This is a genomic window from Natronobeatus ordinarius (genome assembly GCF_024362485.1).
GTDB classification, from domain to species: domain Archaea; phylum Halobacteriota; class Halobacteria; order Halobacteriales; family Natrialbaceae; genus Natronobeatus; species Natronobeatus ordinarius.
Window position 1 is genome coordinate 3,722,856 of record NZ_CP101456.1, and the last position, 25,903, is coordinate 3,748,758.

At 67.1% G+C, this 25,903-nt stretch carries 24 protein-coding genes; 17 read left to right on the forward strand and 7 right to left on the reverse strand.

The annotated features are described in order from the left end of the window. Positions 1-262: 262 nt before the first annotated feature. Positions 263-1,021 (forward strand): cyclase family protein, encoded by a 759-nt coding sequence (locus NMQ09_RS18735; protein ID WP_255192090.1) that lies wholly within the window; start codon positions 263-265, stop codon positions 1,019-1,021. 196 nt (positions 1,022-1,217) lie between these two features. Here NMQ09_RS18735 and NMQ09_RS18740 read toward each other — a convergent pair whose 3' ends face one another. Then, positions 1,218-1,643 (reverse strand): universal stress protein, encoded by a 426-nt coding sequence (locus NMQ09_RS18740; RefSeq protein ID WP_255192091.1) that lies wholly within the window; start codon positions 1,641-1,643, stop codon positions 1,218-1,220. Between the two features lie 115 nt (positions 1,644-1,758). Between NMQ09_RS18740 and NMQ09_RS18745 the strand changes: the two genes are divergently transcribed. Next, positions 1,759-2,823, forward strand: coding sequence for an alcohol dehydrogenase catalytic domain-containing protein (locus NMQ09_RS18745; protein ID WP_255192092.1), 1,065 nt, complete (start codon positions 1,759-1,761; stop codon positions 2,821-2,823). Positions 2,824-2,856: 33 nt separating this feature from the next. On the opposite strand, the gene NMQ09_RS18750 is transcribed toward NMQ09_RS18745, so the two are convergent. After that, positions 2,857-4,230, reverse strand: coding sequence for a uracil-xanthine permease family protein (locus NMQ09_RS18750; RefSeq protein ID WP_255192093.1), 1,374 nt, complete (start codon positions 4,228-4,230; stop codon positions 2,857-2,859). Between the two features lie 127 nt (positions 4,231-4,357). On the opposite strand from NMQ09_RS18750, the gene NMQ09_RS18755 reads away from it, so the two are divergent. Continuing rightward, entirely contained in the window at positions 4,358-5,521 is a 1,164-nt protein-coding gene (locus NMQ09_RS18755; RefSeq protein ID WP_255192094.1) for an MFS transporter, read from the forward strand. 78 nt (positions 5,522-5,599) lie between these two features. Here NMQ09_RS18755 and NMQ09_RS18760 read toward each other — a convergent pair whose 3' ends face one another. The 3 genes from NMQ09_RS18760 to NMQ09_RS18770 form a co-directional block, all read right to left on the reverse strand. Further along, the gene (locus NMQ09_RS18760; RefSeq protein ID WP_255192095.1) at positions 5,600-7,519 is read right to left on the reverse strand and encodes a CocE/NonD family hydrolase; all 1,920 of its coding nucleotides are present in this window, start codon (positions 7,517-7,519) and stop codon (positions 5,600-5,602) included. A 93-nt stretch (positions 7,520-7,612) separates the two neighbouring features. Next, a complete protein-coding gene (locus tag NMQ09_RS18765; RefSeq protein WP_255192096.1) occupies positions 7,613-9,463 on the reverse strand; it encodes an aldehyde ferredoxin oxidoreductase family protein in 1,851 nt (616 codons plus the stop codon). Positions 9,464-9,467: 4 nt separating this feature from the next. Continuing rightward, positions 9,468-10,805, reverse strand: a complete 1,338-nt coding sequence (locus tag NMQ09_RS18770; RefSeq protein WP_255192097.1) for an aminotransferase family protein — start codon at positions 10,803-10,805, stop codon at positions 9,468-9,470. 158 nt (positions 10,806-10,963) lie between these two features. Between NMQ09_RS18770 and NMQ09_RS18775 the strand changes: the two genes are divergently transcribed. Further along, complete coding sequence (locus tag NMQ09_RS18775) at positions 10,964-12,346, forward strand: dihydroorotase (RefSeq protein ID WP_255192098.1); 1,383 nt, start codon at positions 10,964-10,966, stop codon at positions 12,344-12,346. A 22-nt stretch (positions 12,347-12,368) separates the two neighbouring features. Here NMQ09_RS18775 and NMQ09_RS18780 read toward each other — a convergent pair whose 3' ends face one another. Next, positions 12,369-13,613, reverse strand: a complete 1,245-nt coding sequence (locus NMQ09_RS18780) for a Zn-dependent hydrolase (RefSeq protein WP_255192099.1) — start codon at positions 13,611-13,613, stop codon at positions 12,369-12,371. A 121-nt stretch (positions 13,614-13,734) separates the two neighbouring features. On the opposite strand from NMQ09_RS18780, the gene NMQ09_RS18785 reads away from it, so the two are divergent. The 13 genes from NMQ09_RS18785 to NMQ09_RS18845 all read left to right on the forward strand — a co-directional run bounded on the left by NMQ09_RS18785 (position 13,735) and on the right by NMQ09_RS18845 (position 25,068). After that, positions 13,735-14,109: a VOC family protein gene (locus NMQ09_RS18785; protein ID WP_255192100.1), complete on the forward strand. Its 375-nt coding sequence runs from the start codon at positions 13,735-13,737 to the stop codon at positions 14,107-14,109. 225 nt (positions 14,110-14,334) lie between these two features. Then, positions 14,335-15,909 (forward strand): uracil-xanthine permease family protein, encoded by a 1,575-nt coding sequence (locus tag NMQ09_RS18790; RefSeq protein WP_255192101.1) that lies wholly within the window; start codon positions 14,335-14,337, stop codon positions 15,907-15,909. Between the two features lie 68 nt (positions 15,910-15,977). Next, on the forward strand, positions 15,978-16,451 hold the full coding sequence (locus tag NMQ09_RS18795) for a hypothetical protein (protein WP_255192102.1): 474 nt from the start codon (positions 15,978-15,980) through the stop codon (positions 16,449-16,451). Between the two features lie 118 nt (positions 16,452-16,569). Beyond that, positions 16,570-17,790 (forward strand): CaiB/BaiF CoA transferase family protein, encoded by a 1,221-nt coding sequence (locus NMQ09_RS18800; protein WP_255192103.1) that lies wholly within the window; start codon positions 16,570-16,572, stop codon positions 17,788-17,790. Beyond that, positions 17,780-18,925, forward strand: coding sequence for a thiolase family protein (locus NMQ09_RS18805; protein WP_255192104.1), 1,146 nt, complete (start codon positions 17,780-17,782; stop codon positions 18,923-18,925). Before NMQ09_RS18800 ends, NMQ09_RS18805 begins: the two co-directional genes overlap by 11 nt. Then, on the forward strand, positions 18,922-19,284 hold the full coding sequence (locus NMQ09_RS18810) for a Zn-ribbon domain-containing OB-fold protein (RefSeq protein WP_255192105.1): 363 nt from the start codon (positions 18,922-18,924) through the stop codon (positions 19,282-19,284). The genes NMQ09_RS18805 and NMQ09_RS18810 overlap by 4 nt, the downstream gene beginning before the upstream one ends. Positions 19,285-19,627: 343 nt before the next feature. After that, entirely contained in the window at positions 19,628-20,029 is a 402-nt protein-coding gene (locus tag NMQ09_RS18815; RefSeq protein ID WP_255192106.1) for an urease subunit beta, read from the forward strand. Next, a complete protein-coding gene (gene ureC, locus NMQ09_RS18820) occupies positions 20,026-21,777 on the forward strand; it encodes an urease subunit alpha (protein ID WP_255192107.1) in 1,752 nt (583 codons plus the stop codon). The genes NMQ09_RS18815 and ureC overlap by 4 nt, the downstream gene beginning before the upstream one ends. Positions 21,778-21,779: 2 nt before the next feature. After that, positions 21,780-22,169, forward strand: coding sequence for an urease subunit gamma (locus NMQ09_RS18825; protein ID WP_255192108.1), 390 nt, complete (start codon positions 21,780-21,782; stop codon positions 22,167-22,169). After that, the gene (ureG, locus tag NMQ09_RS18830) at positions 22,169-22,789 is read left to right on the forward strand and encodes an urease accessory protein UreG (RefSeq protein ID WP_255192109.1); all 621 of its coding nucleotides are present in this window, start codon (positions 22,169-22,171) and stop codon (positions 22,787-22,789) included. The genes NMQ09_RS18825 and ureG overlap by 1 nt, the downstream gene beginning before the upstream one ends. Further along, positions 22,786-23,694 carry an urease accessory protein UreD gene (locus tag NMQ09_RS18835; RefSeq protein WP_255192110.1) on the forward strand — a complete coding sequence of 303 codons (909 nt, stop codon included), beginning with the start codon at positions 22,786-22,788 and terminating at the stop codon, positions 23,692-23,694. Before ureG ends, NMQ09_RS18835 begins: the two co-directional genes overlap by 4 nt. After that, a complete protein-coding gene (gene ureE / locus NMQ09_RS18840; RefSeq protein WP_255192111.1) occupies positions 23,691-24,353 on the forward strand; it encodes an urease accessory protein UreE in 663 nt (220 codons plus the stop codon). Before NMQ09_RS18835 ends, ureE begins: the two co-directional genes overlap by 4 nt. Then, positions 24,343-25,068: an urease accessory protein UreF gene (locus NMQ09_RS18845; RefSeq protein ID WP_255192112.1), complete on the forward strand. Its 726-nt coding sequence runs from the start codon at positions 24,343-24,345 to the stop codon at positions 25,066-25,068. Before ureE ends, NMQ09_RS18845 begins: the two co-directional genes overlap by 11 nt. Before the next feature lie 479 nt (positions 25,069-25,547). Here NMQ09_RS18845 and NMQ09_RS18850 read toward each other — a convergent pair whose 3' ends face one another. Then, positions 25,548-25,817: a DUF7553 family protein gene (locus NMQ09_RS18850; protein ID WP_255192113.1), complete on the reverse strand. Its 270-nt coding sequence runs from the start codon at positions 25,815-25,817 to the stop codon at positions 25,548-25,550. Positions 25,818-25,903 lie beyond the last annotated feature (86 nt).

Sequence of the window (25,903 nt, forward strand, 5' to 3'; positions counted from 1 at the left end):
AGCTGTTGTTGAACCGTGCCACGGTGACGTCGCTATTGTCGACCCGTGCCACGGTGACGTCTAACTCGACTCACACGACGGGACTGACCTGACGCACACGACGGCAGGCTCGAGAGTGGACGGCAGGGGGTGGCGGCGAACAGCGGATCGAGGGTGGACGGCAAGGGGTGACGGCGAGTCAGCCGTTCCCGTGCCGTCGTCAGTTCGCGCCAATCGATCCCCTTTACGTAGGTTTAAGTGAGGTGCCGGGTATGTTCTGGGCATGCTCGACGGCTACGAGATGTACGATCTGACACAGCCGTGGTCACAGGACACACCGGCGTGGCCGACGTACGACAACCCGAAAGTCTGGTACGAGAAGAGCCTCGACACGGAGAAGGTCAACGGCCAGAAGATCGAGTTCATGAACCACACCGGCACGCACCTCGATGGCGAGAAACACTTCGTCGCCAGCGGCCGGGACATCGAACAGGTCGGTCTGGACGAACTGGTCGGCGACGGCGTCGTCGCGGACATCTCCGATCACGTCGGCGACTACGACGTCTACACGAGTGAGATGATCGAGGAGGTCTGTGACGTCCGCAAGGGAGACATCCTCTTCATCCACACGGGCTTCCAGGAGTACGCCTGGCACACGGAGAACGCAGATCCCCACCGCTACTTCTGCAAGCATCCCGGCCCGAACGCGGAGTTCGCCGAGTGGTGCAAGGAGATGGAGATCAACTACCTCATCCTCGACTGTGGCAGCGCGGACCACCCGATGAACACGGTCATCCGTGACGTCCGTCCCGAACTCGCCGAGGAAGCCGCGGACCACCTCGGCGTCAACGACTTAGACGAGATCTTCCCCCCGGAAGGCTACCAGCTCATGCACACCGAGCTCTTCCCGGAGGGCATCATCCACGTCGAGAACGCGCAGGTCCCCGAGGAGCTGCTGAACGAGCGCGTCCAGATCGGGACCTTCCCGTGGCGCTTCCGCGGCGGCGAATCGAGCGTCTGTCGCTGCGTCGCGTTCGAGTAAGCCGACCGATCGACTCGCCGTTTTTGGCCGGCTGCGACGGTGACGGGCCAGACGCTCCGTAGATACCGACGAACCAGCCAGCTACCGATATACGGAATCGAGAAAGCGGTGGACGATAGCGAGCGTCGCCCGCTCTCGAGGCACCCTCGAAAACTGTCCGCTCGCATCTGGACCGACGGCGTCGCCGGTTACGTCGTCACCGAACGACGAGCGTCGGGACGGGCGACCGCCGGACGACCTTCTCCGCGACGCTCCCGAGGAGCACGCGGGCGACGCCGTCGCGCCCGTGGCTCCCGATGACGATCAGGTCGTAGCCGTCGTCCTCGACGTACTTGGTGATCACCCGCTCGGGCCGACCCTGGCCGCGCTCTCCCCTGACGTCGACGCCGTGTTCGTCACCGAGTCGCTTCGCCTCCTCGAGTACCTCACTCGCCTGCGCTTCGGCTGCCTCGTCGTCCGGGAGGTCGCCCGTCATGCCGGAAAACGTCCCGAGGTCGCCCAGCCCGTACTCGAGGACGTGTAACGCGGTGATCGTGGCGTCTGGGAAGCTCTCGATCGCGTAGGTCAGCGCCTCAGTCGACCGCTCCGAACCGTCAACCGGTACCAAGATTTGCTCTGGCATGGCACACGATACGCACAGGGGGGAAATATAGCTTTCCCGATAGACGGGGACGAATCCTCGCGTTCGAGGTCGTTCCCCCACGAGACCGGTGGCTGCCCGACCGAGGAGCAACGCTTTGAGTCAGGAGCGAGAACGGTTCGACATGGAAGCCTGTGTACTCGAAGAGTGGGGCGGCCAGCTGACAGTCGAGACGGTTCCGGACCCCGAACCGGGGCCGGAGGAGGTCCGCGTCGACGTCCGCGCCTGCGGGGTAACGCGGACGATCGAGAACGCGATCCAGGGCGGTCTCGCGGACGACCCTGCGCTCACACCGCGCATCCCTGGCCACGAGTTTGCCGGGGTCGTCGATGCGGTCGGCGAGAACGTGGAGGGGATTCGTCCGGGCGACCGGGTGATGACGTACTTCTACCTGACCTGTGGCGAGTGTGACGCCTGTCGGCGTGGGGAGACGAACCAGTGTACGAACTTCGGCGGCTGGTACGGCGTCCACTGCGACGGTGCGTACGCCGAGCGGGCCGTGGTCCCGGCGTCGAACGTCCTTCCCCTGCCGGACGGGACGAGTTTCGCCGCGGGCGTCATCGCCACCGACGGGCTCGCGACGCCGCTGCACGTCTGCCGGCGGGCCTCGGTCACCGACGCCGACACAGTCCTCGTGATCGGTGCCGCCGGCCGGATCGGCATCCACCTCTCTCAGCTCGCCGCCCTCCGAGGGGCACAGGTCCTGGCTGCCGACGTCGACGACGAGCGCCTCGAGTTCGTCGACTCGGTGACGGGAAGCGCCGTCGAGCCGATCGACGCCCGTGGCGACGGGTTCGCCGACCGGCTGCGGGAGGCGACGCCCCACGGCGACGGGCCGACCGTCGTCGTCGACACCGTCGGCGACCTCGAGACGCTCCGGGCCGCCTGGGAGGCGCTGGGAATGGGTGGTCGCGTGGTCTCGCTGACCACTCACCACGACCGGGCGTTCGCCCCGCTGTTGAAGGAGTTCGTCGTCAAAGAGGCGACGCTGCTCGGCTCGCGACACGCGACGAAAGACGAGGTCGTCCGGGCCGCCCGACTGCTCGGCGACGGTCGAATCGAGCCGATCGTCACCGACCGCGTCGGCCTCGCGGACGTCCCGGCCGTCCACGAGCGGATTCGCTCGGGAGAGACGTTCGGAACGATCGTCCTCGAGCCGTAACCGGGCTGCAAAAAGACTGGATCGCTCGGACGATTACGACGTTCGCTCGGTGTCTTCGACCTGCGTGACGCCCTGTCGGTCGCCGCCCTCGCGTGGGAGGATCGCGTTCAGGACGAGTGCGGTGACCCCACCGACGAGCAGTCCGGAGCCGACGAGGACCTGCAGGTCGCCGGGGAGTTGCTCGAGCGCCGCGGGCCTGACCTCGACGCCGACGCCGAGGACGACCGAGACGGCGACGATCGTCAGGTTGCGGCGGTTCAGGTCGACCGATTCGGAGACGATTCGGAGCCCGATCGAGAAGATCATGCCGAAGAGGACGACCGCCGCGCCGCCGAGGACGGGATTGGGCATCGCCGCGACGAGGGCGGCGACTTTCGGGATCAGCCCGAGGACGACGAGAAAGACGCCGCAGATGCCGACGACGAACTTGCTCGCGACGCCGGTGAAGCCGATCAGCCCGACGTTCTGGGAGAAGGAGGTGTTCGGGAAGGCGTTGAACAGTCCAGCGAACATGCTCATGAAGCCGTCGGCGTACAGGCCGCCGCGCATCTCCTCGGTGGTCGCCCGTCGCCCGACCGTCCCGGTCGTCCCCTCGACGTCACCGATCGTCTCGATCGACGTGACGACGTAGGCGAACGCCGCGATCAGGATCGCGCTCGGGTGGAACTCGACGCCGTACTCGAGGGGCATCGGGATCGCGATCCAGCCCGCGTTGCCGACACCCGAGAGGTCGAGCAGGCCGAGCGGAACGGCGACCAGGTAGCCGAGTACGACCGCGATCAATACGCTCGAGATCGACAACAGCCCGTCGAAGTACTGGTTGAGGCCGATCGCGACGGCGAAGACGAGTCCGGCCAGCGCGAGGTTCTCGAAGTTCCCGTACGTCGGCGCGCCGGGGCCACCGGCCGAGTAGTCGATCGCCACAGGAATCAGCGTCAGCCCGACGAGCATCACGACGGTTCCGGTCACCAGCGGCGGGAAGAACCGTCGGAGATCGTCGTAGAAGTAGCCGATCACGATCTCGAGTGGCGCGGCGACGATCACCGCGCCGAAGATGGCGGCGAGCCCGAACGTCGTCCCGATGTCGATCAACGGGGCGACGAAGATGGCGCTCGTCCCCATCACGATCGGCAGGCGCGCACCGACCGGACCGATCGAGTACACCTGTACGATCGTCGCGATACCGGCGACGAGCAGCGCCATCTGGACGATGAACGTCGTCTCGGCCGGCTCGAGGCCGATCGCGCCGGCGATCACCAGCGGCAGGGCGACCGTCGAGAGGAACATCGCCAGCAGGTGTTGAATCCCGAGTGGAATCGCCTCGGAGAGGGGTGGTTCGTCGTCGATATCGTATTCGATGAGCGGCGCATCCGCTCTGGCGGACGCTGCACTGTCAGCATCACTCATATGGTGGATGATACCGTGAAACCCCATCTATTTAGTTTTTACCGGAACTCACGGGTGAGCTACACGATTCGCCTAGCTCGTGGATTCGTCGCAACACATATGTCCGTCTACCGGACTAGTCGTCACAATGGCTGGTACGACGTCGACGACTCGAGAACCGACGGCGATTCCGTGGCTGGCGGTGGGGTCCGTCGGCGTCGGCCTGTTCGGGCTCGGGCTGGCCGTCGGCGGCTACGGCGCGTACGTCTCGTTGCTCATCGCTCGCGGCGTCTCCCCCGACGCCGCGGGCTTTGGCATGTCGCTGTTCTTGCTCGGTCAGTTGCTCGCGGTCGTCCCGGCGGATCGACTGACGCGCACGCGGTCGGTCGAACGGGTCGCCGGCCTCGGACTCGTCCTCGCCGGCGTCGGCATCGCCATCGGCGCCGTCCCGGCGCTCGAGCCCACCTACGTCTCCCGGTTCGTGCTCGGCCTCGGACAGGGAGCAGCGTTCGTGGCGGGGATGAAGTACGTCGGCCAGCGAACGAGCGGGGCCGATACCGCGACTGCACAGGGGATGCTCGGGGCGCTTTTTACCCTCGGACTCGCGATCGGCCTGGCGGCCGCGCCGGTCGCGGTCTCGACGCTCGGACCCGCGATTCCGGCGGGGCTCTCGAGCGCCGTCGCCGTCGTCGGTGGTGCGCTGACGGTCCGGCTGGCGCCGGTCTCGGCGAGTGCGAGGCCGCCACTCCGAACCTACCTCGAGCCCTTTACCACCGCAGGCGGCCTCGCGCTCGGCCTCGGAAACATGGCCACCTTCGGTTTCCTGATGGTGGCCGCGACGTGGTACGCGGAGCTACTCGAGGGCGCGGCGATGCCGGCGACGGCCGTGCTCGTCGGGTTCGCGCTGGCGACCGTTCTCGGTCGCGGACTGGGTGGCTGGCTCTCGCGGGGCTACGGCGAACGGGCGACCGTGGCGGGGACGCTCCTCGGGCTGTCGATCGTCCTCGGTGGGCTCGCAGCGGCGATTTCGGTCGACTCCGCGATCGGCATCGGACTCGCCCTCGTCGCGACGGGTTTCGGGTTCGGCATTCCGTTCGGCCCGCTGTTCAGCCTCGCCTTCTCCGAACTCGCCGACGACCCGGGCGTGACGCTCTCGGGGATGTTGCTCGTCGGCAACGGCGGCGCGCTCGCTTACCCGTGGCTCGTCGGGTGGCTGCTGGCGGCGACGGCCGGGTACGCCGCCGGTTTCGCGGCAATGGCGGCCACCGTCGCGGCGATCTGGCTGCTCTGGCTGCTGGCGATCGGTCGGTGACCGACCGACGACCGGGGGTGAGAAAACTGCGTAGGGGGACTCGAAGGATAGTGCTCGTCGAAACGAGCGACTACGCTCTCAGCGCGGCTGGATCGGCAGTTCGACGTGCGTCGGGTGCGTCGCGTCGTGGTGGACGGTGTTGGTCGCCACCCGGAACTCGTCGTCGCCGTACAGCGGACCGCCGGTGTTCGGGTTGACGTCGAAGCGCGGCCAGTTCGACGAGGAGATGTCGAGGCGGATGCGGTGGCCCGCCTTGAAGTGGTTCGCGGTGTCGTAGGGCTCCATGTAGAACTCGTAGACCTCCCCGGACTCGAGCAGGTCGGGTTCGTCGCGGTAGCCCCGGTAACGGCCCCGGCAGATCGAGTCCGAGAGGTTCAGCGCGTAGCCGTCGGGGGACTCCTCGCTCTGTGGGTACTCGTCGATCAGCTTCGCCGTGAAGTCGGTGTCCTCGCCGTCGGTCGAGCCGTAGACGCGCACCCGAATCGGGCCGGCGATCTCGACGGGTTCCTCGAGCGGCGGCGTCCGGAAGACGAGCACGTCGTCCCGATCGGCGAGTGGGCCGTACGGCGGCGAGGCGCCGTAGGTGTCCTCGTCGGTGCGCTGGTCGTAGCCGCCGCGGCCGGCGAAGTCGATGATGTTCCGATCGCCGAGCGGGTAGGCACCGACGGGCTCGTCGCGGGGCTCGTAGGTCAGGTACGAGGAGGTGTTCCCGCCGATCGTCGGCACCGGATCGCTGGGGTCGAACTCGAAGCTGGTCGCGTCGTCGTCGGCTTCGGGTTCCTCGCGCGAGAGCGTGCCGTCGCCGTGAGCGTAGAACGACGTCATCTCGGTCCCCTCGGGTGGCCACGCCTCGGCGCTGCGCCACTCGCCGCCGTGGAACAGCCGGCCGTCGTCGGTCCGGTGGCCGTCGCCGGTCCCCATCAGGAAGTACTCCACGCGCGGGCGGTCCCAGGTGTCTTCTCCTTTCAGGTAGTGATCGAAGAAGGCCAGGCGCGTCTCGCGGTACTTTCTGACAGCGTCCTCGCCGAACGCGAGGTCGCCGGCCGTGGGGTGCTCCCAGGTCAGCGGCGGGAACAGCAAGGCCTCGCTGTGGTCGTGGCCGCCGGGCAGCCGCGCGAGGTGGGTCCACGGCCCCAGCAGGAGGTAGTGGTCAGACTCCTTGCGATCTCCCAGCCCCCGGAAGTTGTCGCAGGTCGCGCCGGTGTACGAGTCGTAGAGCCCACCAGCGTACACGGTGGGGACGTCCGCCGACTCGTCGTAGTAGCGTTCGAAGTTGAGCCCCGGATTCTGCCAGAGTTCGTCGCTCGCGCTCCCGGTCTCCATGATGTCGAACGCCCACTCCTCGTAGCCGGGGAGTTCGGCGAGGGCAGTCTCCCCGCGCTGTATGGGGCCGTCGGCGAACACCTCGCGGACGTCGACGTCGGCGAAGTGCTGCTGGACGTCGGGGTCAGCGAGCGACTCGTGGGCGAAGCCCGCCCCGAGGGTGAACGCCCAGGAGAGCCACCGCTGCTCGAAGGCGCCGTTGTGCCGGAACGTCTTCTTCCGGCCGTTCGCGGCTCCCATGTTGACGAACATGCCGGCGAGGCCGTCGGGATCCTGCGTCGCCAGCGCGTTCTGCACCCAGGCGCCGTAGGACGTCCCGAGCGTCGCGACCTGGCCGTCGCAGTAGGGCTGCTCGGCGAGCCACTCGACGGTGTCCGCGCCGTCTTCGGCCTCGTTGGCGTGGATGTAGAACTCGCCCTCGCTGCCGAACCGTCCGCGGACGTCCTGGATGGCGATGACGTAACCGCGGGAGGCGTACCACTCGCCGTGACGGAGGCGGCCGCCAGTCCGATCGTACGGCGTCCGATCGAGGAGCGCGGGTTTCGGTTCGTCGATCGGTTCGCCGGTATCCGGGTCCGCGGGTCGGTAGACGTCCGTCGCGAGTCGAACGCCGTCTCGCATCTCCACCATCACGTTCAACTCCGCGTGGACGGCGTACGCTGGATCTGCAGTCATCGTCTCCAAGAGGGAGGTCGAAGGGGTAATAGTTTACTCCCGAACACCGGTTCCAAAATGCGAACCGCGACCGAACCGTGAGTTCGACGACCGCTACTGGAACGCCGTCAGCCCCAGCCGCTCGAGCGTCTCGCTCGTCGGGGCACCGTCGTCGCCCCAGCCTCTGAAGTCGTAGTACTCCTCGAGCATCGACTCGAGTTCTTCGGGCGGGCAGTGCATCCCTTCGGCGGGACCGTCGGGGATCGGTTCGTGCAGCACCCGGTGGGGGAGGGTGTCGGACTCGCGATCGGCGACGCCGCGCTCGACGTTGATCAGCCGTTCCAGGTTGTAGATCCGCTCGCCGATCGCTTCGACCTCGTCTGTCGTCAGCTCCCAGCCCGTCGCCGCGGCGATGGCGTCGCGGTAGCGCTCGGTGATCGCTTTCCCCCAGCCCCCTTCGCTGACGAACCGACACTGGGTCAGCGAATCGCCGAGGGCGGTGAAGTGCTGGGAGCGAGCGGCGAAGACGGCCGTGCCGTCGGTCGTCTCGTCGTACTCGCCGCCGTACTGGCGCGTCGGCCGCGTATCGTGGTGAGAGCCCCCGCGGGTCGACGTCGCGTAGCCGATGCTCATCCCCTTCAGCCCGCGCGGGGAGTGGGCGGCGAACTCGAGGCCTTTCGCTCCGTGGAGGTAACGCTTGGCGTCCTCGTCGAGCTCCGCGGCGAAGCGGAACGAGCCCTCGGCGAGGGCGTCGCCGATCCCCTCGCGGGCGGCCGTCTCGCAAGCGAGGTCGACCAGGCCCTCGGCGTCGCCGAACTCGAGGTGAGGCGAGGCGTCGGCTTCGAGCAGTCCCTTCTCGTAACACTCGCGCGCGAAGGCGACGGTGACGCCCCAGCTGATCGTGTCCATCCCCAGCCGGTCACAGCGGTCGTTCGCCTTCATCACCCGCTTGACGTCGTGGACCTCCTGCATCGTCGCCGTCCCGAAGAGGCTCTCGAACTCGGGGATCTTCGCGTCGGTGATGCCCTCGGATTCGACGGTGACGTGTTTCCCACAGCGGACTGCGCAGTTGGCACAGGTCGTGTGCTCGGTGACGTACTCGGCCTCGAGGGTCTCGCCACTGATCCGCTCGGCGAGCTCGGGGTCGGTCTGCTCGTACTGGTTGTTTCGCCAGCCGAGTTTCCCCATCTCGTTGATCGGGTTCACGAGGCCGGCCGTGCCGTACTCCTGGAGCATCTCCGTCTCAGCCATCAGCGGCCGCATCCGACTGATGGTCAGTTCCCGGAACGCATCCTCGCGGGCGACGGTCGGCTCGAACGAGCCCTCCCGCACCGCGACCGCCTTGACGCCCTTCGAGCCGAGGACGGCGCCGGCACCGCCCCTGCCGGCGACGCCCTCGCGGTCTCGGCCTTTGTGCACGAGGCAGGCGTAGCGAACCAGGTTCTCCCCGGCGGGGCCGGCCGCGATCACGTGGACGTCGTCGTCGCCGTCTTCCTCGCGCTCGCGGACGGCCTCGCAGCTCTCGTAGGTGTCCATCCCCTCGAGGTCGGGCGCGGGAACGACCGACGCGCCGTCCTCGTCGACCAGGACGTACGAGCACTCCTCGGCCGCGCCGTGGAGGACGATCGTCTCGAAGCCGGTGGTCTTCTGGGCTCGCGGGAACGTCCCGCCGAAGGTACTGTCGAAGAAGCCGTTCGTCATCGGGCTGACGAAGCCGACGATTCCGCGACTCGTACTCTGAAACGCCGTCGCGTTCATCGGCCCGACGGCGAAGACGACGACGTTCTCGGGGTCGAACGGGTCGGCCGACGGCGGGACGTGTTCGGCAACCTGTGCCGCCGCGAAGCCGTTGCCACCGAGCAAGGCTCTGGCGCGACCGGGGTCAATCAGCTCGCGCTCCGCCTCCCCCGAGTCGAGGTGAACGTGGAGGATCTCGCCGCCGTAGACTGGTGGGAGCTCGCTCATCCGATCACGCCTCCATCGCCGCGTCGGCGTGCTCGAGGGCGTCGTCGATCGCGTCGATCGCCTCGTCGACGTCCTCGCGGGTGATCGTCAACGGCGGCGCGATGATCAACGTGTTGATCATGTTCGCGAGGTAGACGCCGTTTTCGCCGGCGCGAGCGGCCACCTCGTCGACGACCGTGGTCTCCGGGGAGAGCTTGTCCGAGCGCACGCCGAAGGGTTCGCGACGGTCGCTGCGTTTCGTCAGCTCGATTCCCCTGAACAGCCCGACGCCGCGGACCTCGCCGACGCTCGGGTGGGCGGCCGAAAGTTCCTCGAGTCGGTCGCCGAGATACGCACCGATTTCGGCCGCGTGCTCGATCAGGTTCTCTTCCTGGTAGGTTTCGACGGCGGCCAGCCCCGCCGCGCAGGCCACCGGATGGCCGGCGTAGGTGTGGCCGTGACAGAACATGTGTTCCTCGAAGTGGTCGGCGATCTCCGGGGTGACGATCGTCCCTCCGAGCGGGGCGTACGCGCCCGTCAACCCCTTGGCCATCGTCATGATGTCCGGCGTGACGTCGAACAGGTCACAGCCGAACCACTCGCCGGTTCGGCCGAAGCCGCTCATCACCTCGTCGCAGATGAGCAACGCCCCGTGATCGTGGGCGATCTCTTTCAGCCGCGGAAGATACTCCGCTGGTGGCACGAGAATTCCGTTCGAACCGACGACCGGCTCGACCAGCACCGCGGCGACGGTGTCGCCCTCGAGCATCAGCATCTCGTCTATGTACTCGAGGCTCTCCATCGGCTCGAGCGTCGAGCCGTAGGCGTAGGGGTCCGGTGCCTTGATCGTCCCCGGAATGCCCGGCTCCGCTTCGAGTCGGCGTGGATCGCCGGTGACGCTGATCGAGCCGTAGGTCGCGCCGTGGTAGGAGCGGTACCGGGAGACGATCTTCTGTTTGCCCGTGTACATGCGGGCGATCTTGATCGCGGCCTCGACGGCCTCGGTGCCGCTGGTCGAGAAGAACGTCTTCGAGAGCGATCCGGGGGTGACTTCGGCGAGTTTCTCGCCGAGTCGCGCCCGCGCCTCGGTCGTGTAGCCCGGCGCGATGTAGGCGGTCTCACGAGCCTGGTCGGCGATGGCGTCGGCGACCCGGTCCGCCGAGTGGCCCAGGTTCGAACACATCAACTGTCCCGAAACGTCGAGGTACTCGGTTCCGTCCGCCGTCTCGAACCGGTTCCCGTCGGCGCCGACCACCTGCGTCGGCTGCACCTGCTTTTGATACGACCACGTCCCGAACACGTGTTTCTTATCCAGCCGCTCGAGTTGATTCCCTTCGTCGCCCGAACCGGATCGGTCCGTCATGGTGGTTCGAGTAGTCGGTTCGGTACAATCAATCTTGTGTACCCTGGTATCACACATCCCGTGAGGGCGGCCGGGTGAGCGGTTTCGAAGGCGTCGTCGACTGCCGTACCCTTCGGCTGGGACAAACGTTTATCGTTCCCTCACTCGTTGTCGGCCGCATGGTTGACACTGTTATACACGGCGGGGCCGTCGTGACGCCGACGGAGACCGTCGAGGCCGACGTCGCCATCGACGGCGAACGGATCGCTGCGGTCGGCGACCCTGACTCGATGCCCGACGCCGACCGCGTCGTCGACGCCACTGGAAAACTCGTGCTGCCCGGCGTCGTGGACCCACACGTCCACATCGACGACATGTTCTCGATCGACACCTACGAGACGGCCACCAGGGCGGCGGCGCTCGGGGGAACGACGACGTACATCGATTTCGCCTGGCAGGCCTGGATCGGCGACCTCAGCCCGTGGGACGAAGAGGGGACGCTGCTCGAGGGAATCGAGCGAAAACGGGAGAAAGGAGCCGGCGCGGTCGTCGACTACGGCCTCCATGGTGCAATCACGCGCGCGGACGAGGCGGTGCTCGAGGAACTCGAGGCCGTCGTCGAGGCTGGGGTGCCGTCGATCAAGCTGTTCACCGCCTACGAGATCGGCCTCGAGAACGGGTTCATGGATCGGGTGTTCAACCGGTTAGCCGACCTGGACGCGTTCGCCGTGCTCCACACCGAAGAGGGAACGATCTGTGACGAACGGACCGAACGCTTCCAGCGCGAGGGCAAGGGCGATCCGGAGTGGTACCCCCGGTCGCGGCCGGATTACGCCGAGGCGATCGCGGCCGAGGCGGCGGCGCGGATGGCGATGGAGGCGGGCTGTCGGTACTACGGCATCCACACCTCCTGTCGGAAGTCGGCGGAGGTGCTCGCCCGGTATCGCGAACAGTACGGCGAAGAGCGGCTGCGCGCTGAAACGTGCACCCACTACACGACGCTCGACGATTCGATCTTCGAAGAACTCGGCCACCTCCCGATGATCGCGCCGCCGATCCGGAAACCGGACGACGTCGAGGCCATGTTCGAACACCTGAAACGGGGAACGCTCGACGTCGTCTCGACGGACCACTGTGGCTACACCGAAGAGAGCAAACAGGTCACGAACTGGTGGGACAGCAAGTTCGGCGCGAACGCACTCCAGACGAACCTCCCGGTGTTCCACGACGAGGCGGTCAACCGGCGGGGCTTCTCCTATCCGTTCCTCGTCCGGGTCCTCTGTCGCAACCCGGCCCGGATCTTCGGGCTGCAGGACAAGGGAACGCTCGACCCCGGCACGGACGCCGACGTCGTCGTCTTCGATCCGACCGAGACGTACACCATCACGGCCGAGGAGAACGCCTCTGCTGCTGACTTCTCGATCTACGAGGGTCGGGAGGTAACTGGCCGGGTGAAACAGACGTTCGTCCGCGGCGAACTCGTCGCCGACGACGGCGAGATCGTCGCCGAGGAGGGACACGGCCAGTTCCTCGAGCGCGAATCGACCGACTGGGACTGCTGAGCGGCCGCGGCCGATCCGCCGCCTACGGGTCGAACTCTGCGCCGGCGAGCCGGCAAACCGCGTTCGCGAGGGTGTTCGCCCCGCTGTAACAGTCCTCCCAGCTGGTGTACTCGTCCTCGTTGTGGCTCTTCCCGTCCTCGCTGACCGTGAATACCATGCTCGTGTCACACACGTCGGTCATGTGGACGGCGTCGTGGCCGGCTCCGCTGTAAAGGCGCATGCTGTCGAGTTCGAGGTCGTCGGCGGAGCTCTGGACGGCGTCGATACACGCGTCCGAAAAGTCGACGCTGGCCGACCGGTGGCGCTCTTCCCACTCCCAGTCGACGCCTTCGCGCTCGGCGGCGGCCGCCGCTTCGGCGAGAACCCGTGCTTTCGCCTCCTCGACGATCTCGTCGTCCGGGTCCCGGAAGCCGAACGTGATCGTCACCTCGTCGGGGATGATGTTGATCGAGTTCGGCTCGACGTCCACGTAGCCGACCGTGCCGACCGTGCGCTCGCCGAGCGTGCCCGGAATCCGGCGCACCTGGGTGATCACGTCGGCGGCGGCGACGAGCGCGTCGTTTCGGAAGTGCATCGGCGTCGGCCCGGAGTGATCGGCCTCGCCGTAGAAGGTGATCGCCCCCCAGAAAAAGCCCACGACGCCCGTGACGACGCCGACGTCCGTCTCGTTCAACTCGAGGTACGGTCCCTGCTCGACGTGGAGCTCGAGGTAGGCCTCGTATTCCTCCTGTGGTTCGGCGGGGAGGTCGCCCCGGTAGCCGATGCGCTCGAGTTCGTCGACCAGCCGGACACCGTCGGCGTCGGTCCGCTCGTACTCGGTCTCGAGGTCGTGTGCGCCGACCCAGACGCCACTGCCTTGCATCGCCGGCTGGAAGCGCGAGCCCTCCTCGTTGGTCCAGTTGACGATCTCGATCGGGTGGTCGGTCTCGATGCCCTCTTCCTCGAGTGTCCGGAGGAGCTCGAGCGGCGCGATCACGCCCAGCGCGCCGTCGTAGATGCCGCCGAAGGGCTGGGAGTCGAGGTGTGAGCCGACCAGCACCGGCGCGGCGTCCGGGTTCGTTCCTTCACGCCGACCGAACATATTCCCGAACTCGTCGACGCGAACCGGAATCTCGAGCGCCTCGAGCTGGTCGCGAAACCAGTCGCGAATCTCTCTGTCCTCCTCAGAGAGCGCGAGTCGGTGGAGCCCGCCGCCGTCGGTCGCGCCGATCTCGGCCTGTTCGGTCATCGTCTCGACGAAGCGGTCGCGCTCGAGAGTCAGTGACATACGTCTCCCTCCCACGGAATTTTCTTAAGTGTTACCCGGGTGCTCACTCGAGAACCGCATCGTCGGTCGGGAGCGGCCGGTCCGAACGAACGTATTTATACTGACGGACGGAGAACCTCGTATGGACGTTATTCACACCGCCATCTGGGTATCGGACCTCGAGGAGACGGCTGCCTTTTACGAGGACGTGCTGGGACTCGAGTTCCAGTCTGAGTTCACCGGCGACGACGGCGTCGTCAACTACTACGTCGGCACCGAGGACGGGGCCGACCTCCAGTTCAAGTACGATCCGGACGGCAAGTCGGCCGGCCCGCCCGCCGGCATCGACCACGTCGCACTCGCGGTCGACGACGTCGACGCCGAGTTCGACCGGGTGCTCGAGGCCACGGACCCGCCGGTCGTTCTCGAGCCGACGACAGTCGAGGCGGCGAACGCCCGGGTGGCGTTCCTCGAAGACCCCGCGGGGTACGTGGTCGAACTCGTCGAGTATCAGTGAGCAGTCCCAGAGGACAGTGGCCGGTTACCGTCTGAATCGGTAACGATTTTCGTATCCGAACCTCTCACTGGGTGTACACGCGGTCGAAAATCTCGCCGACTGAACTCATTCTGAGCGGTACATTTATGTGGGTGGTATTGGTTTTTGTGTTCATGTCTGTGCGAAATGTGACCACATTCACGCACAGCACGCCCGGCGAAGGACTGGGCACACCAAACTGATACCATGACTGATAAACGCGATACCACGGATTCACTCGAGACCGACGGGGGAACGCCTTCCCGGGAGGAGGCCTCTTTCGTCGAGTACGGCATCGACGACAAACCACCACTCGGCGAGTCGATCTTCCTCGGAGTACAGCACTACCTGACGATGATCGGCGCGACCGTCGCGATTCCGCTGATTCTGGCGGGAATCATGGAGATGCCTCCCGCCGAAACCGCACGGCTCGTCGGGACGTTCTTCGTCGTCTCCGGGATCGCTACGCTCTTACAGACGACGGCCGGGAACCGGTATCCGATCGTCCAGGGTGGGACGTTCGCCCTGCTCGCGCCGGCGATCGCCGTCATCGTCGCGATGGGTGCATCCTGGGAGGCGACGATCCTCGAACTTCAGGGGGCGATCATCGCGGCTGCGGCCATACAGGTCGTAATCGGCTACGTCGGCCTGCTGGGGAAGCTGAAGTACTACCTCTCGCCGGTCGTCATCGCGCCGGTGATCGTCCTCATCGGCCTGTCGCTGGTCGGCGTCGGCGACGTCACCCGTCCGGACCAGAACTGGTGGCTCCTCGGGCTGACGCTCTTTCTCATCATCCTGTTCTCGCAGTACCTCGACCAGTACAACCGGTACGCCAGGCTGTTTCCGGTTCTGCTCGGGCTCGCCAGCGCGTGGCTCATCGCTGCAGCGCTGACGTTCGCTGGCGTGTACACCCAGGAATCGCACGAAGGTCTCGGCTACATCGACACGTCGCTCATGACCGAGGCACCGCTGATCCAGCCGATCACGCCGTTCCAGTGGGGCATCCCCGAGTTCACGCTCGCGTTCGCCGTGGGGATGTTCGCCGGCGTCGTCGCCTCGATGATCGAGAGTCTCGGTGACTACTACGCCGTCGCTCGCATCTCCGGGCTCGGTGCGCCGAGCGAGAAACGCATCAACCACGGTATCGGCATGGAGGGTATCGGGAACATCATCGCCGGCATCATGGGTACCGGCAACGGGTCGACGTCCTACGGTGAGAACATCGGTGCGATCGGGATCACCGGCGTCGCCTCCCGATACGTGGTACAGATCGGCGCGATCGTCATGCTCATCGTCGGCTTCTTCGGCCCGTTCGGTGCGCTGATCACGTCGATCCCGGGACCGATCGTCGGTGCGCTGTACATCGCCATGTTCGGCCAGATCGCGGCGATCGGCCTCTCGAACCTCAAGTACGTCGACCTCGACGCCTCCCGTAACGTCTTCATCATCGGGATCGCGCTCTTCCTCGGCCTGGCGATGCCGATCTACATGGACAACGTCGGCGGTGCAGCCCAGTTCCAGGACATCGCCGAAGGCGCGGCGCTCATCGGTCCGGTCCTCGGTATCGAACTCGTCTCTGACACCATCTTCGTCATCGGTTCGACGACGATGGCCGTCGGTGGGATCGTCGCGTTCGTCCTCGACAACACCATCCGCGGGACCCGCGAAGAACGCGGTCTCGCCCAGTGGGAGCACATCACCGAGGACGAAGACGAGTTCCAGACGTTCTTCGAGCGGATGGGCTCCGGCGGTGACAAACCCGCAGCCGGCCGCGCCGACTGACTGACCACCGCGGTATTTTTTCGAGAGAGGCAGAAACGTTCAAGAGCCGCCCGCACCCAGTGGCGGGCATGCCGAGCAGACAGGGGCTAGAGCTCGACCGCGGCGAGCGGCTCCACTACCGTGGATCGCTCCGAGACGGGAGAGAGATCGCCATCACCGAGTACCGTCTGCTCGTTCGCTCAGACGATCAGCTCACGAGCGTTCCCTACACGAACGTCAGCGAAGTCACCAACGAGTCGTTCGACTGGTTTCTCACCATCCTCAGCGGCGCGCTCGTGCTCTTTGGACTCTACGGACTGGGGCAGAATCCACTCATCGGCATCGGATTCATCCTCGCCGGTCTCTGGAGCATCCATCGAACCTACCGCCACCGGGACCGGGTCCGCATCCACACGCACAGCCAGGCGAAACCAGTCGAGGTCTTCCCCGAAGACGTCGAGACGCTGTACGACGAACTCGAGTCGGCTCTCGACGCGGTTCGAGAGGAGCGCGACGAGGAGGGGCCGGTCGGCGACGAAGCGGGCGACGAAGAGCGCGAGTGAGAGCCGCGCGATCGAATCGCTCCGGCGTTCACCCGGTTCGCTCGAGGCCGTCTCCGGGGTCGGCGACTCCACCGATAGCAAGGTTTTTGACTGGGTGCCGTAATTGTCACCACACTCCATGGACAGCGGAGACCACATCCTCGACGGCGTGAGAGTCGTCGATCTGACGACGTTCGTGACTGGCGGCTTCTGTTCACTGATGCTCGCGAATCAGGGGGCAGAGGTGATCAAAGTCGAGCGACCCGGTGCGGGTGACGACAACCGTCACTCCGGCCCGCCGTTCGTTGAGGGCCAGTCGCCGTACTTCTGGACGGTCAACTACGGCAAGAAAAGCGTCGAACTCGACCTCAAGAGTGCGGCCGGACGCGAGGCGCTCTACGACCTGGTGAGCGAGGCGGACGTCTTCCTCCAGAACTACCGGCCGGGAACCGCAGCACGGCTCGACGTCGACGAGGAGACGATCCGATCGCACAACGAAGAGATCGTCTACTGTGCCATTTCGGCGTTCGGCCAGACCGGCCCGTGGCGCGAACGTCCTGGCTACGACCTGATGATCCAGGGGATGAGCGGCATCATGAGCGTGACCGGCGAGGCCGACGGCCGGCCGGTCAAAGTCGGTCTGCCGATGACGGACCTCATCACCGCCATGTGGGCTGCCTTCGGCATCTCGAACGCGCTCTACCGTCGCGAACGCACGGGTGAGGGCGAGTACATCGACCTCGGCATGCTCGAGTCGGCGCTCCCGTGGCTCACCAAGCAGGCCGGCAAGGTGTTCGCCGGCGAGTCCCCCTCGCGCATGGGCACCAAAGACCCCGTCCTCGCGCCGTACCAGACGTTCGAGACCGCCGACGGCTACCTCAACGTCGCCTGCCTCAACCAGAAGCTCTGGCGGGGGATGTGCACGGCAATTGGCCGCGCCGAACTCATCGAGGACGAGCGATTCGAGACCAACGCTGATCGGGTCGAGCACATGGACGAACTCGGGGCCGAACTCGAGACGACGTTCCGGGAGCGAACGACCGACGAGTGGATCGACCTCCTCCTCGAGGACGCCGGAATCCCGGCCGGACCGGTGCTCGAGCCCGAGGACGCCCTCTACAACGAACAGACCGACGCCCGCGAGGCTGTGACGTCGATGGATCACCCCGAGTGGGGCGAGATCCCCGTCGTCGAACACCCGCTCAAGTACGGCCGTTCGGACAGCGGCTTCCAGGGGCCACCGCCGGCGCTCGGCGAGCACAACCGGAGCGTCTTCCGGGCGCTCGGCTACACCGAAGACGAACTCGACGAACTCGCCGAGCGCGGTGCCTTCGGCGAGGAGCACACGCGTGAGGACTGAGGTCTCCGTCGCCGGCGTTGGGATGACCAGGTTCGCCCGCGAGCACGACGCGAGCGCCGTCGAACTGGCCGAACGGGCGGCCTGGCGCGCGCTTTCCGATGCGGGGCTGTCGCCGGCGTCGCTCGAGTCGGTCCACGTCGGCAACATGGCGGCCGAGGCGTTCGCGGAACGAACCGGGATCGAAAACGCACTCTGTGGCGCGCTGGGGCTCGAGGGCGTGACGGCCGACCGCGTCGAGAACACGAGTGCAAGCGGGGCGAGCGCGCTGCTCCGGGCGGTCGACGCGATCCGGGCTGGACGCTCGGAGACGGCCCTCGTCGTCGGCGTCGAAACGATGTCGAAAGCCGACACCGACGTCGCGACGGAGGTCATCAGCCGACTCGTCCACGGCCGGGAGTACGACCAGGGACTCACGCTCCCGTCGTTCGCCGGCCTGACCGCCGATCACTACCTCCGGACCTTCGACGCCGATCCGGACGCGCTCGCGGCCGTCGCGGTCAAGAACCACCGGAACGCCGCCGCGAACCCGTACGCGCAATTCCAGCGGACGATCACGGTGGAGGAGGCGCGAGCCTCGCCGCCCGTCGCCGAGCCGTTGCGACTGTACGACTGTTGCCCCACGGGCGACGGTGCCGCCGCGATCGTCCTCTCTGGTGCGGACGGTCCCGTTCAGGTCGCCGCCGTCGCCGGTGCGACCGGGACGCACGCGGTCGCCGAACGGCCGGATCCACTCGAGATAGAAAGCGTCTCTCGCGCAGGCGCGCGAGCGATGGCCGCCGCCGACGTCACGCAGGACGACGTCGACGTCGCCTGCATCCACGACGCGTTCACGATCCTCGAGCTGCTCGAACTCGAGGAGCTGGGCTTCTACGAGCGCGGGGAGGCCTGGAACGCGACGCTCGAGGGGCGAACCGACCTCGACGGCGAGCTTCCGGTCAACCCCGGTGGCGGGCTCAAGGCGCGGGGTCACCCCCTCGGTGCGACCGGCGTCTCACAGGTGATCGAACTCGTCTGGCAGCTTCGGGGTGACGTCCCCGGCGACCGATCGCCGGTCGAGGGCGCTCGAGTGGGGCTCGCGCTCAACGTCGCGGGCTTCGGAAACAACGCAATCTGTACGATCGTGGAGGCGGCATGACCGCTCGAGACGATCCGGCCGTCCCCGTCGATCACGCGTTCGTCTGTGAGGCGTGTGCGAGCCGGTGGTACTACACCCGCGAACGGTGTCCCGACTGCGGCGCCGACGACGTGGCGACCGAACGGCTCCGGACTGGTCGCGTGCTGGCGACGACGACCGTCCACGCGACGCCGCCCGACGTGAGAACGCCGAACTCGCTGGGGCTCGTCCGCTTCGACGACGTCACCCTCATCGCCCAGCTCGCAGACGACTCGACCGAAGCGGGTGACGCAGTCGAGTTCGGCGATTCGGCCGTCCTCCGGGACGGCGATCCGTCGACTGACGGTCCGCGGCTCGTTCGGGCCGATCCTCGCGACTGAGGGTGCCTCACACCTGATGGGTGTGTTGAACCGATAGCGACCGTCCGGTTCGACGTCCGGTCGTCGCGCGACGGCCTTCGATCGCCCGACGATCGAGGTGCTCGCGATCATCGGTACGCCGTCGAATCGGACACATCCACGCTCGTCGGCCACGACGCCGATAGAAACGAGTTGGCTGGCCATTTCTGAATCGAATTAATTGACGAATGAGTGTTTTATGGATCAGAGATTGCAGATATTTCACTGTTACAAATCCTTTTGTCGTCGTTCGCCAAACGGACGGTCGTCATGCCGACACTCGAGCACGGTGCACACGAACGATTCCCGCTGGCGGAGGCGATCCGTGGCTGACGACGTCGTTCCCGGCGAACTGTTCCGGGCGAGCGACGACGTCCGGATCAACGCGGGGCGCGAGACGGCGTCCGTCACCGTCGAAAACACGGGCGACAGGCCGGTCCAGGTCGGCTCGCACGTCCACTTCTTCGAGGTGAATCCGGGCCTCGCGTTCGACCGCGAGGCCGCCTACGGGATGCGCCTGAACGTCCCTGCGGGAACCTCGGCCCGGTTCGAACCCGGCATCGAGCGCGACGTCGAACTGGTCGCCATCGGCGGCGACCGGATCGTTTACGGGATGGGCGGGCTGGTGAACGGCCCGCTCGACGACCCGGACGCGAAGGCGCGGGCGCTCGAGCGAGCCCGAACAGGTGGCTATCTGGGGGCCGACCACGCGGAGGACGACCGATGACGCGTGACGTTCCCCGGCGGACGTACACGGACCTCTACGGGCCGACCGAGGGCGATCGGGTTCGGCTGGGTGATACGAACCTCCTCGCGAAAATCGAGGTCGACCACGGTGTTCCCGGCGAGGAGGCCGTCTTCGGCGGCGGGAAGACGATGCGCGACGGGCTCGGAATGCAGTCGGGCGTCACCCAGGCCGAGGGAGCACTCGACTGGGCGTTTACGAACGTCGTGGTGATCGACCCGATCCTCGGCGTTCGGAAGGGCGACGTCGGCGTCCGCAACGGCGAAATCGTCGGCGTCGGGAAGGCCGGAAACCCCGACACGATGGACGACGTCGACATGGTGATCGGCCCGAGCACCGACACGATCCCGGCCGACGGGCTGATCGCCACGCCCGGGGGGTTCGACATCCACGTCCATTTCAACAGCCCACAGCTCGTCGAACACGCGCTCGCGGGCGGAATCACGACGATGTTCGGCGGCGGCTTCGGCGGCGGCGCCACCACGTGCACGCCCGGCCCGACCAACGTAAAACGGTTCCTCCAGGCTGCCGAGGCCTGGCCCGTCAACGTCGGTTTTTACGGCAAGGGCAACGCCAGCAAACCCGACGCCCTCTCCGAACAGGTCGAGGCCGGCGTCTGCGGCCTGAAACTCCACGAGGACTGGGGCTCGACGCCCGCGGCGATCGACACCTGCCTCGAGGTCGCCGACGAAGAGGACGTCCAGGTCTGTATCCACACGGACACCCTCAACGAGTCGGGCTTCGTCGAACACACCTTCGACGCCATCGACGGCCGGACGATCCACACCTTCCACATCGAGGGCGCCGGCGGCGGCCACGCCCCGGACGTCCTCGAGCTCGTCGGCCACGAGCACATGCTGCCCTCCTCGACGAACCCGTCGATGCCCTACACCGTCAACACCTTCGACGAGCACCTCGATATGGTGATGGTTTGTCACCACCTCAACCCCGACGTCCCCGAGGACGTCGCCTTCGCTGAGTCACGTATCCGCGCCGAAACGATCGCCGCCGAGGACGTCCTCCACGACACCGGCGCCATCTCGATGATGACCTCCGACTCCCAGGCGATGGGTCGGCAAGCCGAGGTCGTCTCGCGGACCTGGCAGACCGCCCACAAGATGAAGGCCCAGCGCGGCCCGCTGCCGGAAGACGAGGGCACGGGCGCGGACAACGCCCGCATCCGACGGTACGTCGCCAAGTACACGATCAACCCCGCGATCACGGCGGGGATCGACGACTACGTTGGCTCGCTCGAGGCCGGCAAACTCGCCGACCTCGTGCTGTGGGACCCCGCCTTCTTCGGGGTCAAACCGAAGGTCGTCATCAAGGGCGGCTTCCCCGTCTGGAGCGAGATGGGCGAGGCCAACGGTTCGCTGATGACCTGCGAGCCGATCATGCAGCGCGAACGCGCCGGGGCCCAGGGACGGGCCCGCCACGACCTCTCGATCACGTTCGTCAGCGAGGCAGCCCACGAGGCCGACGTCGGCGAGGCCTACGACCTGAAAACGCCCGTCCGCCCGGTTCGCGGGACCCGTGAGGTCAGCAAGGCCGACATGGTCGCGAACGACGCCTGTCCCGACGACATCGAGATCGATGCCCAGACGTTCGAGGTCTCGATCAGCGAGGAGCAAAGCTCCTCGAGCGATCGGACATCGTCCGATAACGACGGCGAACCGGTAACCTGCGATCCGGTCGAGGAAGTCCCCCTCGCCCAGCGATACCTCCTGTAACGATGAATCTCACCCCCAAAGAACGAGAACGACTCACGATCTTCATGGCCGCAGAGCTCGCGAGACGCCGCAAAGAACGTGGCGTGAAGCTGAACCACCCCGAATCGGTCGCCTACATTGCCGACTGGGTCTGTGAGGGCGCACGCGAGGGCACGTCCGTCTCCCAGCTTCGCGAGGAAGCCACGCGACTGCTCACCCGCGAAGACGTGATGGATGGTGTCCCCGAGCTGGTCGACATGGTCCAGGTCGAGCCCGTCTTCCCCGACGGGACGAAGCTCGTGACCGTCCACGACCCCATCCGGGCTGACAGCCGCGAACAGCTCGAGGACGCCCTCGAAGAACCGCCGACGAGGCCGGGAACGACTGCCGACGCCGACGAGGTGACCGACTGATGGGCTACCGCGACGTCGCCAAGGTCGGCCTCGGCGGCCCGGTGGGCTCCGGGAAGACGGCGCTCGTGAAACGACTCGTCCCCGAACTCGTCGACCGCGGCTACGAGGTCGGCGTGATCGCCAACGACATCATGACCCAGGAGGACGCCGACGTCCTCCGGAAGTCGTTCGCGGACGTCCTGCCCGAGGACCTGGTCCGCGGCGTCGAAACCGGCGCCTGCCCCCACACGGGCATCCGCGAGGACCCCTCGATGAACCTCGCGGCCATCGACGAGTTCACCGCGTGGCACCCCGACCTCGACGTCGTCGTGATCGAGAGCGGCGGTGACAACCTCGCGGCGACGTTTAATCCCGAACTCGCCGACTACTTCCTGTTCGTCATCTCGGTCGCCGAAGGCGAGGACATTCCCCGCAAACGGGGTCCCGGCGTCACCCAGGCCGACCTGCTCGTGATCAACAAGACCGACCTCGCTCCCTACGTCGACGCCGACCTCGAGGTGCTCGAGCGCGACGCCGCCGCCGTCCGCGGCGACGATCCGTTCACCTTCACGAACTGCAAGAGCGGCGAGGGGGTCGAGGAGGTGCTCGAACACGTCGAACGGGAGGTGCTGTTCGCGTGAGCGCAGCGCAGATACCTTCGGCCTTTCGGACCTACGGCGAGGAGACTTTGCCCCAGGCCCCCGCGGCGGGCCCCGGCAAACGGGGCGTCCTCGAGGCCACCCTCGCCCGCGAACCCGGCGGCCGGACCCGGCTCGTTCGGGACCGCGTCGAGGTTCCCTACCACCTCACGGGGACGCTCGAGACCGACCCCGCCCCGGGGATGACGACCCTCTGTGCCCAGGAGCCGACGGGTGGGGTTGCCCAGGGCGACCGCCACCGCCTCGCCGTCGACGCCCGCGATCGCGCCCGCGTCCACGTCACGACCCAGAGCGCGACGAAAGTCCACAGCATGACCGCCAACTACGCCCACCTCGAGGCGCGGTTGCGCGCCGGGCCGGGGGCCCACCTCGAGTACCTGCCGGGGCCGACGATCGTCAACGAGGACGCCCGCTGTCTCGGCACGACCCGCGTCGACCTCGCCGCGGACGCCACGGTGATCGTGAGCGACGTGCTCGTCCCCGACGGGCTGAGCGAGCACGAGCCGTTCTCGTTCGACCACTACCACGCGAGCCTCGAAGCCCGGGTGGAGGGCGACCTCGTCTGTGCCGACGCCGTCGACCTGCGCCCGGCCGAGCGCGATCCCAGGGACCCGGCCAGCGTCGGCGAGTACGGCGTCGTCGGGACGCTGTACGCCCTTTCGCCGTCGGTCGACGCCGAGGTGCTGGCCGACCGGCTCCACGAGCGGGTCGCCAGCCGGGAGGACGTCCTCGCCGGCGCATCGAGGCTCCCCCACGGTGCGGGCGCCAGCGTCCGCGTCCTCGGAACTCGCGCGACGGACGTCGAGGCCGCCGTCAGGGCCGCCTGGGACGAGACGCGACTCGAGGTACTGGGCGTCGGCACGCCGGCCGACCGGAGGGTGCCGTGAGACGCGTCGACGGCGTCCTCGGGAACGTTCGTGAGGATTCCAAACTCGCAAAACGGCGCGAGGAGCACGAAGAGCGCGGCACGCTCGAGCGCGTCGTCCTCGCCGCGGGCGAGCGCAAGAAGTCCCGCCTGCGGACGAGCACGGACGCCGGCACGGATCTCGGCGTCCTCGTCGACAGGCCGGCGCTCGAGGCCGGCGACGTCCTCCTGTGTGAGGACGAGCGGATGGTCGTCGTCGCGTTCGAGCCACGCGAGGTGCTGGCGCTCGAGTTGCCCAACCCCTCACCTAACGCCCTCGCCGCCGCCGTCGAGCTGGGCCATCGCGTCGGCAACCAGCACTGGGACCTCGCGGTCGAGGACGGCGTCGTCTACGTACCGCTCGAGGCTGATCGCCACATCGTCGAGCGGGTCGTCGACGACGACTTCCCGGACGCACACCACTGGGTCGAGCGGGTGGACGCCGAGCTGTTCCTCGCCGACGGCGGCGAGGGCGAACTCGACGCGGGCCACCAGCACGGGCACGGTCATAACCACGACCATGACACTCAGCACAGCCACGGTAACGACACCCAGCACAGTCACGGCAACGACACCCAGCACAGTCACGGCCACGGCGACCAGCCCGAACGCGACCACACGCACCACGACCATGGCCACTGACCCCGCGTCGTTCCTCACCGCCCTCCGGCTCGCGGACTCCTTCCTGCCCGTCGGCACGTACACGGCGTCCTACGGGATCGAACAGTACGTCAACGAGGGTCGTCTCGAGGACGCCGACGCCCTGTGTGACCTCCTCGAGGGCTACCTCCGGCGAATCGTCGGCCCCGTCGACGTCGTCGCGCTGTCCAACGCCCACGCCGCGAGCGCGGCGGGTGACCTCGAGCACCTGCTCGCGACCGACGAACGGCTGCACGCGGTGACGCTCCCGGCGGAGTTTCGCCGGAGCGCGACGCTGGCGGGTGAGGGACTGCTCGCGCTGTTCGACTCGGTCGTCGGGGCGGCCGAACCGGACACCACGGACGACGGGGCGACCCTGCCGGCGGCGTACGCCGCGGCCGTCGAGGCGGGCGAGACGCCGGGCAGCTATCCCGTCGTGCTTGGACTCTCGACCGCCGCAGCCGGTATCCCTCGAACGGACGCCTGCCTGCTCGGCGCGTACACGTTCGTCACCGAAACGCTGGGGGCCGCCCAGCGGCTCGGCCGGTTCGGCCACACCGAGATCCAGCACGTCCTCTCGGCGCTGCTCCCCGTCGTCGAGGCCGTCTGCGACCGCTACGTCGACGCCGACCTCGAGACGATGGGCTCGTTCGCGCCGCTGGCCGACGTCATGGGCATGCGTCACGAACGCGCCGACGTTCGCCTGTTCACGAGCTAGCCGACCACGAGCGTTCGCCGACGGCGTCGTGGCATACTTTACTATTAGCAGCACTGTATATGATACTGGTAAGACTGGTGGTGAACACCGTCGGTAGCCGTCGGCGGGTGTCTCAGTGCTGGTGACGCGATGGTGCCGTTCGAAACACCACCCTGGCTGGCGGATCGGGTCGGACGTTGAACGGTGCGCTCGGCTCAGGTGGCGCTACCGGCTTGAGGCGCCCGAACGCCGACGCGTCACCCCTCGAGCGAGTCGCAACGCTGTTGGCTGGCGTCGACTCGAGTGTCCCGACTCTCCGGCCTCGAGCGTCTTCTAGCGAACACCTGAATATAAAATTTGTAATCATTTGAGGGAATTGTGTCTTATCTCACCTATTTCGTACGTGCCGACGGTCAGCCAGTAGCGTCCCAACGAGATACCGGTCGCATCGAACGCCGCGTTCGAGACGGGACCGCTCCGGCTGCACCCGGCCTCGAGGCTCAGGCGCCGGCGAGCTCCTCGCGGTAGGACTCGGCGTGCTCGAGCGCCCGGTCGATCTCCGTTTCCGTCTCCCCCTCGGCTCGGTCGCGCGCCTGCCGGAGGGTGTTCAGGTGACCGTCCAGGACGGCGTGGTCCGGCTCGCGGTCCGCCGCCGTCAGTTCGGCGAACGCACCGGCCGTCTCACGGAGGTCGTCGCGGACGTCGTCGGCCGCCGTCTCGACGGCGCGCTCGAGTTCGGTCCTGGCTCGCTGCAGTCGGTCTCGGGACACGTCGCGACCTACCACGGCCCGCCTGAAAAACTGGTGGCTGGCACACGACGCGTCCGTTCCGGCTGTGGGTCGATCCGCTGGTCGGT

What these genes read in the sequence shown, in the direction of transcription:
- NMQ09_RS18735 (WP_255192090.1), top strand. Translation starts at nt 263, where the DNA reads ATGCTCGACGGCTACGAGATGTACGATCTGACACAGCCGTGGTCACAG.
- NMQ09_RS18740 (WP_255192091.1), bottom strand. Translation starts at nt 1,643, where the DNA reads ATGCCAGAGCAAATCTTGGTACCGGTTGACGGTTCGGAGCGGTCGACT.
- NMQ09_RS18750 (WP_255192093.1), bottom strand. Translation starts at nt 4,230, where the DNA reads ATGAGTGATGCTGACAGTGCAGCGTCCGCCAGAGCGGATGCGCCGCTC.
- NMQ09_RS18755 (WP_255192094.1), top strand. Translation starts at nt 4,358, where the DNA reads ATGGCTGGTACGACGTCGACGACTCGAGAACCGACGGCGATTCCGTGG.
- NMQ09_RS18760 (WP_255192095.1), bottom strand. Translation starts at nt 7,519, where the DNA reads ATGACTGCAGATCCAGCGTACGCCGTCCACGCGGAGTTGAACGTGATG.
- NMQ09_RS18765 (WP_255192096.1), bottom strand. Translation starts at nt 9,463, where the DNA reads ATGAGCGAGCTCCCACCAGTCTACGGCGGCGAGATCCTCCACGTTCAC.
- NMQ09_RS18770 (WP_255192097.1), bottom strand. Translation starts at nt 10,805, where the DNA reads ATGACGGACCGATCCGGTTCGGGCGACGAAGGGAATCAACTCGAGCGG.
- NMQ09_RS18775 (WP_255192098.1), top strand. Translation starts at nt 10,964, where the DNA reads ATGGTTGACACTGTTATACACGGCGGGGCCGTCGTGACGCCGACGGAG.
- NMQ09_RS18780 (WP_255192099.1), bottom strand. Translation starts at nt 13,613, where the DNA reads ATGTCACTGACTCTCGAGCGCGACCGCTTCGTCGAGACGATGACCGAA.
- NMQ09_RS18785 (WP_255192100.1), top strand. Translation starts at nt 13,735, where the DNA reads ATGGACGTTATTCACACCGCCATCTGGGTATCGGACCTCGAGGAGACG.
- NMQ09_RS18790 (WP_255192101.1), top strand. Translation starts at nt 14,335, where the DNA reads ATGACTGATAAACGCGATACCACGGATTCACTCGAGACCGACGGGGGA.
- NMQ09_RS18795 (WP_255192102.1), top strand. Translation starts at nt 15,978, where the DNA reads ATGCCGAGCAGACAGGGGCTAGAGCTCGACCGCGGCGAGCGGCTCCAC.
- NMQ09_RS18800 (WP_255192103.1), top strand. Translation starts at nt 16,570, where the DNA reads ATGGACAGCGGAGACCACATCCTCGACGGCGTGAGAGTCGTCGATCTG.
- NMQ09_RS18810 (WP_255192105.1), top strand. Translation starts at nt 18,922, where the DNA reads ATGACCGCTCGAGACGATCCGGCCGTCCCCGTCGATCACGCGTTCGTC.
- ureC (WP_255192107.1), top strand. Translation starts at nt 20,026, where the DNA reads ATGACGCGTGACGTTCCCCGGCGGACGTACACGGACCTCTACGGGCCG.
- NMQ09_RS18825 (WP_255192108.1), top strand. Translation starts at nt 21,780, where the DNA reads ATGAATCTCACCCCCAAAGAACGAGAACGACTCACGATCTTCATGGCC.
- ureG (WP_255192109.1), top strand. Translation starts at nt 22,169, where the DNA reads ATGGGCTACCGCGACGTCGCCAAGGTCGGCCTCGGCGGCCCGGTGGGC.
- NMQ09_RS18845 (WP_255192112.1), top strand. Translation starts at nt 24,343, where the DNA reads ATGGCCACTGACCCCGCGTCGTTCCTCACCGCCCTCCGGCTCGCGGAC.